The following is a 12,334-nucleotide window of genomic DNA, read 5'->3' on the forward strand; positions in this document are numbered from 1 at the left end:
TTCCCTTCCGGTAAGCTGGATCAGGCCTTTACCCCTAAAATTCCAGCCATCACCTTCCTGGTATTTCCGACCCTGTTATCTACACTTCTGTTTTTATCGGCGTAGGCTAAGTTGGCGATCATCTTTTGATCCGCCGCATGGTCTTTGGTACGGCCATATTTATAAGCATCTTCATGATGTTTGGTGAAATAAGAAAAGGGAGGACTGTCGCGCTTACCGGTTTTTTTTATTTAAGTTGCCATTAATCAAAGTGTCACGCTACGTATTACTGAGGAGCTACACGTTAGTAATGGTTCATCGACATTATAAAACATAGGAACCCCAAAATTATATGCTTAAGGAATATTATTATTAAGCTTATGGATTACTTTCGTGATAATGCTCGTTGTAAACCTCAATTTGTTTTAATGTTTCATCAATCATGATTTTCAGTTTAGGCAAACCGAAATAATTATTTTTTTTAATCAATTCTACCATTTGGGGTTGTTCTTGTGCAAGGTAATAGAACGTTGATGTAGCATTGTTCCAGATAACCTGATCTTGTTTATACTTTTCAATAAGAGGAATTTCTATATTTGTAAAGTATGCTATTATTTTTGCTTTCTCTAGCTCTGTAAATTTTTTAGAGGGGTCTTCATTATAGATATGATCACGATCTTCTGAATATAAAGAGTCCATAAAGGCACTTAAAGCATATAATAGTCGATTGTCTGTTGAGCTTGTGGTTTCTTCAACATATCTTAATAAACCCTCTCTAATCTGTAATTGATTATAGCTGTCTTTAATGAAAAATAACGTAGCAATATATTGGCCTCTTACTGGACCTGTTTGAGTATATTCTTTATAGATAGAATCTAGCACCATTTTATTTATTTTGGGATCTTTATCATATCCATACTTTTCGAGTAGTGCTATTAAAAAAGGTTTATCATTATTTAGTAGCCAGGCCAAACTTGCTTTGTCACTATTAAATAGATATTTATTCCTGTGTACAAGATTGGGCTTAACAATAATTTTATAAGTATTATCTTTACTTATTTTAATAATATCTTCTAAGTACTCAAGTTCTATAATTATATGATTTTTTAGCATCAAATAATAATTTCGAGTATCAATAGAATTATAAAATTCGTTTTTTATCAAGTCTTCATAAGGAAGATTTTGATTTCCATATAAGGAAATATACATATTCGTTGAATGAATTTTATAATTAGAGCTTTTCTTGTTTTCTATTCCGAATATTAATTTAATCCGTTTTAGAAAATCTTCCTCTGTTGTTTTCTTAAAGCCGTTATTTTTCAATCCTTCAAAAATAACTGTTGAAGCCAGTTCTAAATCTTTACTAGTCATTGAATAAGGATTTTCAAACCCTTCTTCTTCAGTATTTACTCTTTTCTGTAATTCAATATGCTCTTTTATTTCCTTAATCTCTTTTATCGGCATGGTTGAAATTTGTGTTTTTTGATTTGTTAGCAAACTATTTTCTCTGTTTTCATTTCTGCAAGCGGTTAAGATGATGCAAAAAGCAATAATTTGAATTGTCTTCATTTTGACTAATTTGATTTGTTCGTTTTTACTTTTGATTTAATGCCATATTTTTTATTTATTTCTGCTACATCAGCATATATATCCTTATCATTTAATTTATCTGCATCTTTAGGTTGATAATCGGCAGGGATATAAAAACCTTCGAATTTTTTAATAATCCCATTATATGTAAATGAAGATCCATAATCACTAAAACGAATAGAATCTCCTTGATTTCCCCCTATAAGGATAAATCGCCCGTTCTTTGTTTTTCCATAAAGAAAGCCTGTATGGCCGCCTGATGCATTTGTCGCTTTATAAACAACCAGGCATCCATAAATGGGGACTGGTATCTTCTTATATTTAGGATTACCTATAGGCACTAAAGAAGATGCTGAATTTGAATGACTATAAGCCTGGTTAGTTTTCGAATTCTTCGTTTTACCAATACACCAATTCATATACGCAGCGCACCATGGTCCTTTTTTAGGATGAGTGGGCTCCTCATAGTTGTCGCAATATTTTAAGTATGCCTTGGCCCTTGCATACATTGGATTATCTTTTTCTAGGCATCCTTTCATTGCTTTTGCCTCATTTAAGGCAATTTCCATCCAAGGTGCACGATTACCTAGAATTTTAATACTAATCTTATTCCAATCACAATCCTTTGTTCTAAATATCCTTGAAGTATAGTCATCAAATGCTTTCTGTTTTTCGGAGTAACTTTTTTTAACTTCATTTCCTACTCCTTTAGAAACAAGTATGTTTATGGAAAAACCATTACTAATAGCAATTAGACCTTTCCATTTGAAAAATGCCATTGATGATAATGTTGCGGCAGTAATGTTTGTCAAAACTAGATCTGGATTGGCTATAATGTCGAAATTTTCTTTTTTTGTATATGCATTTGCATAAACATAGGCATCTCTCCCGGTTAACTGAATTAGTCCCTTTCCTCTAAAGTTCCAACCATCATTCGGTTCTTTATTCCCTAATTGTTTGCCCGTTTCGCCATTTCTTGAATATGCCCAGTTTGCAATTTTTTTCTGGTTTTCTAAATCTACACCAGGCAAGGTTGGTTTCAACTTGGCACGTCCCCATTCTTTTGCTTTTTCTCTCCCTTCTGCAGATTTAAATGTTGCAAACGTATTTATTAAGCTTTCATAATAATAGTTGAAGCTTTCGCCACTTTTTAAATGCAGTTTAGTGCTAGATTCGACTCTGATCTGGGCAAAGAAATGTGCTTTTACCCAGCAGGTGTTCATGCCAAGTTCTGCCATATATTTGTTGTAGGTATTGGCAACTGTTGTGAGTGTTTCATTATCTGCGTCCCCGAATATCTGCTTCAGTTCTGCCGGGGTAATATCCTTATTGCACCTCGGGCAGCCGCCAGTATTATGCCCTTCCTGCCTTCCAATCCCCACCAGTGCCTTGCCGCCATTTGCGGGCACGTCATTCTTAAAAGCCATCAGGGTATTGCTGATACCAAAAAACTCCATTTCTCCGATCACGGCATAAAATCGGTGCAGCCTTTCGCTGTAACTTTTTTCCCAGCTTTTGTCCAGGGTGAAGTCAAATTCAACTGTACCGTCAGGGTTTAAGGGATATTCTTTATGGTGTACAAGGGTATCGTTTCTAAGGTTATCCAGTCCCAGCCGGCTTTCTTTACGGTATATTTTTACCGAGATGTTTTTTGTGCTCAGGTTCCGGGTGCGGATTCGGCATTGCATTTTACTGCCGTATAAGGCCTGTATAACTGCTTTGCCATCGGTTAAAAATTCAATGCTTACAATTTCTTCACCTGTAACCAGTTTTAGTTTTTGCAACGGCTGAGGGATATCCCCGTTTAAAATTTCATATTTTTTATCGGCAGCATGTACCTTGAAATAAAATTCTGTTCCTGCTTTTAACAGTTTTGAATATTGGGCTGCGTGTGGTACAAAAGGATATTTTGCGGTATCGGGTATCTGGTTTTGGGGCACCTTGAAACCATTGATGACGTGCATGGCCCTGGCATTACCATTACCATCGATATAGCCGTACTCCAGGTTAACGGTAATGCCTTCCGCCGCTTTGAATTTAAGGTAAGCGTGGTTTTTTTCTCCCCAGCCCGTTTTTGTTTTTCTGCCACCTTCGGGGTATTCCCATTGTGCGAGTATAAGCGCGGGCTGGGCGACGGTTATTTTAACCGCTACCTTTGCTCCTGGCTGTACCAGATAGGCCTGTACGGTGTATTCGCCTGGTTCTTCGAATTGATGGCTTACCGTCTCACCAGTTTTGGTTTCAAATGCTTCAACAGGCTTTCCTTTATCGTCTTTACATGTCCATTTTACCGCAGTACTTTCTTCGGGCAGGGCAGGCAAAACCTTAAAATGGTCTTTTACGCTAAATATGACCTGTTCTTTTACCCTCGTACTTTCAACAGAGGCAATTACCGATGTAATCCCATTCCTCAGGGCATGGATCTGCTCTGATTGTTTTGGGACACCGTTAAAACAGGCCGATACCACATAAGTGCATTCATCATTACAGATGACCTGGGTAATGTTCCCGCTTGGGGTTAACAGTTTAGGCACCCCGGTACCACCTGTTTTGGTTACTTCCCAGCTAATGGTACTGATATCGCCGGGTACGGCCAGGCCAGGGAAAAGGCTTTTCAGCCTGAATGTTACAGGTACCTGTACCCTCACTTTGGTTTTTCCGTCTACCGCGGTTACCGTATCGATCGTGTTTTCTTTGATGGTATAAGCCCTGGTTACTTTTTTATCGCCATTTGCCTTGCCATAGGCCTCAATGAGGTATATTCCTGCTTTTTTGAAGGTAATGGTGATGGTTTCGCCGGCATCGCTCCGCAATTGCATGGGCTCGCCGTTTGTATCGTAAATTACCCAGTTTACGCCCTGCTTTTCGGCATCGCCGGGCTGTCCGTAAAATTCTGCCCTGAAAGTAACAGGGCTATTGAGCGGCTGCAGTTTGCCATAAGTTAATGGAGAAATTGACTTTACGGCCGCACCGTCTTCGTCGTTGTTTTTTGCCACCGCACTGGTGTACATAAACTCCTCGGTAAGCAAGGGGCCATCAGCTACCCAGCTGCCTGCACTGGCATTTTCGAGTTCTCGGGGAGTGATATCAAGCTGTTGGCCATGCTGAACAATTTTTATGTTTCCGCCTTTTGCTGTACATATTGCCGTGCTTTTATCGGTTAGCACATAAGCCCCGTTGGGGAGCTCTACTTTTTCGTAATAATCTTTCCATTGCAGCTTGGCCGTACAGGGCACGGGTTTTCCCGGATCCGGTACTTTACACTGGCCAAAGTTGAGGTTGAGCAGTTTATTTTCTAAAGTGGTGGCAATCAGTTTGGTTTCACCGTTATCGTTAATTATGTATTTATTATGGCTGAGTACTTTTAATGGTTTGTAAGAAGGATCGAAAGCCTGATCGCAGGTGCATTTTGCACCATGGCAGGCCAAAATCTCCGTAATTTCTGTATTCGGGATGGAACGGTCAGGATCCTGCACGGCAGGCTGGCCTGCTCCCTTTAGGGTATCGGCAGCATCAATAGCTGTGATATTATCTTTAGCATTAACTGGCTCAGGATCTGTGCTCCAATCCATTTTGGTTATATTTAATTGGTGGTTAAAGTAATTTTAAGCGTCTTTTTATAACTGTTTGTGGTTAAGAAATAGCAGCTTTCCAATGCATTACACCAACCCGTAACAGGATCTAGCTGATATTGTCCTTCAACACGGATTTCGCCGAGGCGATCATCAGTTTTATTTTTAAGCCACTTTTTAAAACCTGACTGATCATCAATTTTATCCCACTTACCTGAAAAATTAATCGATTGCTCAGTGTCAGAAGTATGAAGCAACCATTTTTCGTTAAACTGGATAGGGAAGGGGCACAAGCCATGCACAGTTCTTTTGCTATAAAAAACATTACCTGTAAAAGAAGCATCGTAGATATTTCTAAAATATTCATTCAGAAATATGTCTTGCATGATGTATGGAGTGAAGGTCTCGCCAGGCAACATTTTTACATCCACTTTTGTTAGGGCCGGTTCAACCCAATCTCCTGTAAAAGTATCGGCTAAATTTTCTCTAATATTCAACCACTTTTGCCACAGTTCGTGTTGTTTCTCAACTGCGCTTGGTACACCGTTTAATCCGAGCTTTATGGTTAACTGATACAAGACTGCCGAAACCTGTTGGGCAAAGGCATCAGCATTATTATCTGGTAAATTGTTGGGCGAAATTGGTTTACGGACAATATCTATATTTTGATTTCCAGACCAAAAAGAAGTTTTGTGTGGAAAAATTTCTACACTAAAAGTTTTAAAAAAATAATCTTCATCATTACCCGTTTTCTCGGTTATCTCAACCTTGCAAAGCATGCTTAGTGGTTTTTCTAAAGGTTTATATAGAATTTTACTCATTTTTTCATTTAGTTAGATAGTTTTAGATACTGCCTAAAATGTATACATATAGTGTTATTTTAACTGTAAAAAAGATAATCATCATTAAAAAGAATAGCCATATCCTTTTTGGTTTGTTGTTGAAAAGAAGTGCTATTAAACAGAGCGGGATTTGTACGATCTCTAAAAATGTACCGTATAAAAAAAACATGGAGGTAATAGAAAGAATAACGTTATTTAGGTTTAATGAACGAATTATACTTGCCAAATAAAATAAGCATATCATAAATGTGATGATGCTTAGGTAAATATTGATTTTCCAAAACATTTTCATCATTAATATTTCTGTAATTTTTCCTTTAATTTTTCATATAAATCATGCCCACCTCTATAAGCCTTTGATAATGTAGATTCTCCTGGTCTTTTTGGGTTAGGATCAGTTCTGGCAGTGATCATATCTGATGGTTTTTTTACAGTATGAATTAAAGCTTCAATAAAAATAGCAGCAACTTCTTCAGAAACAGGTTTGAAATGCTGACTCGCTTTCCCGAAATCTTCTATTCCACCTGAGTTTTTATCCCGCATTCTATTTCCGAGGTACCATCTAGCAAAATCTTCGATTTTATCAGCACATTCCATAATTAAAGTTTCCTTCTCATACTTAATCTCATTGTTACTAACTCTTCCCCCAAGCATGGCCATAAAATAGAATGCCCTATTATTCCATTTATTAATAAAGTAATCTTGTAGGATCTCATGTATAGTATTAAAATGTGCGGTTGAGTCAACAATCTTTTCTGGGTATTTTTCATCCATTCCTGCTACGTATGCACCAATATCACCTTCCAAATTCACCATTGAGCCATAACTACTTCCACCAACTGGAAAAATTGATTTTGCTCTTTTTTTTGAATTTGTGACTCTTAAATTCGATAAAAATCCAACACCTCCTCCCAGATCTCCTACCCATGTATTTAATTCCAAACCCGTACCGCCTTGCGTAGGTATTTTCGCGCGTCTCGATGCCCAACTTCTTCTTGAATCTAGCCCAATAATTAAATGTCCAAAATCTAAAGCTTTATAAGGTGTGTCAAATACTTCAGCTGATGAGTAAAGCGTATGAAATAAATTACCTTTACAATTAACTGAACATTTTAATTTTATTCTGGCGTCGTACTTTACACTAGAGCCAGTGTATACAGTAAATGCTATATTTCTAGATGAACTTTTTTCGTTTGCATAATCGACACTCCATAACGAACCGTAGTAAATACCTCTTAATGTATTAATCCTTTCTCCTACCTCAGTAATACCATTTCTGATCAACATATCTTCGGCATCTTTCACTATTGCTACTAATTCTTTAAAGTTTCTCACTTTAGAATGTACTTTGCAGCTACATGCTTTACTCTCCTCAGGCTCATACTGATTATACTTAACCTTATCTCCACTCTGCAGCATCACCTCTTTTGATGCATTTAAATTAATGTCGCCTTTGGTTGCAGACCACTTAGTACTTTCTGCATTTTCAGTGATGGTTTTGCTGATATATTTGATCGTACCCATGTCAGAACAATTTAACTTTATTGCCGCTTTTGTTTACAATTTCTTTGCTGCTATGCAACTCGATATTCTCTTTTGTACTGTTTAAATTAATATGTTCTGCAGTTTTTTCGATATTGGAAGCACTTTTATTAATATTATTGTTAGCAACCATGCTGATGTTTTCTGCCATTACCGAATGGTTTTCGCCCGCATTGCTCGTAATGTTTCCTCCGGCATTATAATAAAGATGTTCTCCGGCAGTTATTGAAATGTTTTGTTCAGCATTAATGGTTATATTCTTAGCCGTAATGTTAATGTTTTCTGGTGCGCTGATTTCGATACTTGATGCGCTGGTGTCAAATCTGATGATATTGTGGTTTTTGTCGGTAATGGTAATGGTTTCAGCACCCGCAGTGTCATTAAATTCAACCGTATGCCCACTTCTGGTTGCAATTGTTTTCAAATGATTATCTTCATCACCTCCCGCACCATTTAAACCGTGGAAAATACTCCCCATTACAATGGGTCTGGCAATATTTCCTTCTTCAAAAGTTACAGCAACCTGGTCGCCAACTTCGGGAACAAATACAAAACCCCTGTTTGTATTTACCTGTGCGCTGCTGCCTGCATCTGGTGTTATTATCCTTAACCAATCAGTAACATCGTTGTTGAGGCATTCCCATTTAAACCTCACCTTAATCCGGCCATGGCCAAGCGGATCATTATTATCCACCACATCAGCCAGCTGCATCTGCGGATTTGGCCTTTTATAATTTTTTACCAAAAGATATTCTGTTGAGGCGACTAAACCTTCAAAAGTATTATGGTACTTGCCCGCTACATCAATATGGTGATGAATACTGGTAATCAGGAATTTACCCAGGCTTTCGGTGATGAAAGCAAGTTCCTGTTTTATGCTCATCATGATTTCGGCAACGCAACCAATGCTTAATGCTGCATTATCGCCTTTGGCATTGATTTTTAAAAACTTTGATGCATTGGCTTTTTCCTCGTTTTCTGTATAGGTTTTAATTTCCTTATTACTGTTTATAGCGATTTGTACCTGTTGATGATGTGTCTTGCTAAAGGTTTGCTTAGCAGTTCGAACTGCATGTGCAAGGTCAGGTATGCCGTCTGTTTTGCCTGTGCTTTCACTTTGCAAAATCTCGTCTTCATTGTGGTAATACGTGAAATTTTTATTTTTGATCGGAGAAATTTCCATGGCATATTGCAGATCCTGCACATCGCGACCATAAAACAGTTGTATTTCCTTTTGTTCATCTGGTTTGCCGAAATTGAGTTGTTTCCCATCATAGAAAAACCATTCTTGATATTCGGCCGATAAACGGTTTAAAAACTCAAAATCGCTCTCCTTGTACTGGATAAGATAATCGACAGGGATTTTGCGGTTAGTATTGGTTACTATTTTAAGATCATTTTTAGCTATATCTTTTGTGGTCAGCGCTACTATTTCTTCTAAACTTTTATCAAGATAAGAACCCAGATCTGCTCCATGTTCAATTAAAATGGTAGGACTGTAGCCACTCACAACGAGTACGCCATGATAACCATGACTTTGATCAAGCGATATTTTGGTAACCAACCCTGTAAATTCCTGTAATTTATCAGTTTCATATCCAAAAGAAGCTGTAAGTGTTTTGCCAACAAAATCGCGGCTGTTATCAAGCGTAATAAGTCCCGGCAAACCCAATTGGTTTTGCCTGAACTTTAGTTTGAAATAATGATGTCCGTTAAATTTTTGTTCCAGGTCGAACGAATCAAAGTGTTTGATGGCCTTGCCTTCGATATTGATTTCGGTAATGAGTTTGTCTCCCATAATAAGAGGTTAGAATTAGAAAACCAGATATAAATGCAATCTGCATTTACACTCTTGCAAAATTTTGTCCAAATTGTTTTGTGATAGCCTGATTTTAAGTATTTTGTGTTTGCGTGAAAGAAGTTGTTTTGAGAAAAAGTGCTCTTTTTTGTGATTTAAAGCAGATTATGGCGCTCAAAGAATAATATATTAAAGAAAATATTTGAGCATGTGTATGAAAAAAAATATCTGGGTATTATGCTAATTTTCCACACTCTATATTGTAGTTGTGGAAATACTTCTACATCTTTTTAAAAATTAGATGATTAAAAGCATTTTATATTTTATCTGTTTTTAAGCTTCCAGTTAATAACCCAGCCTTTTAAAAATCAATTTATTTCTTTAAAAATGGGTTAAATACAATTGCGAAATAAGTGCGTTCGTTAGGCTTAGTTAAAATGTGTAACCTAAAAATTAGTCAATCGTTTGCGCTGTTATTTATGTTGTTTTGCTCATTTGCTTGTTCTACTTTTAAAAATACAAATCAACAAAACCCAACATAACCTAAACAAATGCGTGCCCTTTTGCTTAAAAATATAATTGCTATAGGATTGTTAATCAGCCTGAATGTAAATGGCTGGGCCCAAAAACAAACTACCTTTACTATAGGTGCCGATGCTTTTGAACTTAATGGCAAGCCTTATGTAATACGCTGTGGCGAGATGCATTTTGCCCGCATACCAAAGGCCGAATGGAAACAACGTTTGCAAATGGCAAAAGCAATGGGCTTAAATACGGTATGTGCCTATTTATTTTGGAACATGCATGAGAAACAACCTGATCAGTTTACATGGACGGGCCAGAGCGATGCGGCAGAATTTTGCAAACTGGCTAAAGAAGTGGGTTTGTATGTAATATTGAGGCCCGGGCCATATTCTTGTGCCGAATGGGAGTTTGGTGGCTTCCCCTGGTGGCTGCTTAAAGATAAAAACATTCGTTTGCGCACACAATATCCATACTTTTTAGAAAGGTCGAAAAAATACCTTTTAGCAGTAGGCAAACAGCTGGCACCTTTACAGGTTAATAATGGTGGTAATATTATCATGGTGCAGGTAGAGAACGAATACGGGAGTTATGGCAACGATAAGGATTATATGAACATCATTAAGACCGATTTAAAAGAAGCCGGCTTTACTGTTCCCTTATTTCATTGCGATGGCCCTTCGCAGTTAAAAAACGATCATCCTGATGGGTTATTTGCAGTAGTAAACTTTGGCAGCGGACCAGAGGCCAATTTTAAAGCCTTAAGGGCTATACAGCCAACAGGCCCGTTAATGTGTGGCGAATATTATCCGGGCTGGTTTGATAGCTGGGGCAGGCCGCACCACAAAGGTGATACGCAGCGTATTGTAAATGAGTTGAAATATATGCTCGATCAGAAAGCATCTTTCAGCATATATATGGCACACGGCGGTACCAGTTTTGGCACCTACAGTGGCGCCAATGCACCGCCTTACCTGCCGCAAACCAGTAGTTACGATTATGATGCACCTATTGATGAGGCCGGCAATGCCACCGAGAAGTTTTATGCCATCCGCAAGCTTTTTGCCGGTTACCTGCAGGAAGGGGAGGTGCTGCCTGAAGTACCTGCAGCAAACAAAATACAGAAACTACAACCGGTTACTTTTTCATCAATAGCTGTGCTTACCAAAAACCTCCCTAAACCCGTATTAGTAGATACAGCCTTGCTAATGGAAGATTTAAACCTGGATTTTGGCGCGGTATTGTACGAAACGGCTTTAACTGCTGGCAAAAAAGCTATTTTGACTTTTAAAGATATCCACGATTATGCCCTGGTGTACATTAATGGCAAAAAAATAGGTGAACTGGATAGAAGAAAAAATAAATTCAGCATCGAAATTCCGGCCAGAACTGCTAAAAGCACATTAAGAATTTTGGTGGAGGCTACAGGTCGTGTAAACTATGGATACCAGATGCACGATAGAAAAGGCATACACGGTGAGGTAGTTTTAACTGAAAACGGAAAACAAATTACATTAAAAGGCTGGAAAAATTATCCTGTCAGGATGGGTGAGGTAAATATTCCCTTGCATTACGAAAAGCTTACAAACCAGCCTGCAACAGCAGCATTTTATAAAGGAAATTTTAATGCTGATAAACAGCAGGATACTTATCTCGACATGAGTAAGTGGAATAAGGGATTAGTTTGGTTAAATGGAATGTGTTTGGGCAGATACTGGAATATCGGCCCTACACAAACCATGCTGGTGCCGGGCAGCTGGCTTAAAAAAGGTAAAAACGAAGTGGTGGTTTTCGATTTATTCGGAAATGCAAAACCGGATTTAAGCTTTCTGGACAAACCCATTTTAGATGTAGTAAACGAAAAACAGCCCGAATTACACCGTAAAGCCAATCAGAAGTGGCTTGCCGATGCACAACAGCCCTATACCGAAGGCACCTTTTCTAATGATAATAAATGGCAAACAGTAAATTTTAAACCAATAACAGCAAGGTATTTCTGCCTGGAAGCACTATCAGAACAGAAAGGGCAACCATACACCTCTGTTGCAGAAATTGTATTGCTTGATGATAAAGGCAATGAAATTCCGCGTAACGATTGGAAAATTGTTTTTGCAGATAGCGAAGAACTTGGCAGCGATGACGGAAATGCAGCCAATGTTTTCGACCTGCAGTTTACCAGTATCTGGCATACCCAGTGGGAAAATAAATCACCAAAACCACCGCATCAGATCGTAATCGACCTGGGCAAAAGCTACAATATTAAAGGATTGAAATTACTGCCAAGGCAGGATAACGCCAATGGAAGGATTAAAGATTACAGGTTATATTTTAACCAGAAACCATTTAAAAACCTTTAAACTAAAATGATTATTAATGCGCTGTAGATGAAGTGGTTTTGAAGAGAAAAAGGGCGAAATAACAGCTAGTAAAACGTTTGTTCAGAAATAACCGGATCAATTAAAAACTAAACAATAAATATTAAACAACAC

The 12,334-nt window shown here is 37.9% G+C and carries 6 protein-coding genes; 1 reads left to right on the forward strand and 5 read right to left on the reverse strand.

Going from position 1 to position 12,334, the window contains the following annotated elements; all coding sequences use genetic code 11:
* Positions 1–357: 357 nt before the first annotated feature.
* From ACTJKC_RS16130 to ACTJKC_RS16150, 5 genes are all read right to left on the reverse strand, one after another.
* The gene (locus ACTJKC_RS16130) at positions 358–1,548 is read right to left on the reverse strand and encodes a hypothetical protein (RefSeq protein ID WP_344851106.1); all 1,191 of its coding nucleotides are present in this window, start codon (positions 1,546–1,548) and stop codon (positions 358–360) included.
* A 5-nt stretch (positions 1,549–1,553) separates the two neighbouring features.
* The gene (locus ACTJKC_RS16135; RefSeq protein ID WP_440793486.1) at positions 1,554–5,141 is read right to left on the reverse strand and encodes a PAAR-like protein; all 3,588 of its coding nucleotides are present in this window, start codon (positions 5,139–5,141) and stop codon (positions 1,554–1,556) included.
* A gap of 11 nt (positions 5,142–5,152) precedes the next feature.
* Entirely contained in the window at positions 5,153–5,962 is an 810-nt protein-coding gene (locus ACTJKC_RS16140) for a hypothetical protein (RefSeq protein WP_440793488.1), read from the reverse strand.
* Between the two features lie 315 nt (positions 5,963–6,277).
* A complete protein-coding gene (locus ACTJKC_RS16145; protein ID WP_440793490.1) occupies positions 6,278–7,507 on the reverse strand; it encodes a hypothetical protein in 1,230 nt (409 codons plus the stop codon).
* A 1-nt stretch (position 7,508) separates the two neighbouring features.
* Positions 7,509–9,323, reverse strand: a complete 1,815-nt coding sequence (locus ACTJKC_RS16150; RefSeq protein WP_440793492.1) for a type VI secretion system Vgr family protein — start codon at positions 9,321–9,323, stop codon at positions 7,509–7,511.
* 563 nt (positions 9,324–9,886) lie between these two features.
* Here ACTJKC_RS16150 and ACTJKC_RS16155 point away from each other — a divergent pair.
* Positions 9,887–12,202 (forward strand): beta-galactosidase, encoded by a 2,316-nt coding sequence (locus ACTJKC_RS16155; protein WP_440793494.1) that lies wholly within the window; start codon positions 9,887–9,889, stop codon positions 12,200–12,202.
* Positions 12,203–12,334: the final 132 nt, after the last annotated feature.

The sequence above is a fragment of the Pedobacter sp. 22226 genome (genome assembly GCF_052045455.1).
Lineage (GTDB): Bacteria > Bacteroidota > Bacteroidia > Sphingobacteriales > Sphingobacteriaceae > Pedobacter > Pedobacter jeongneungensis.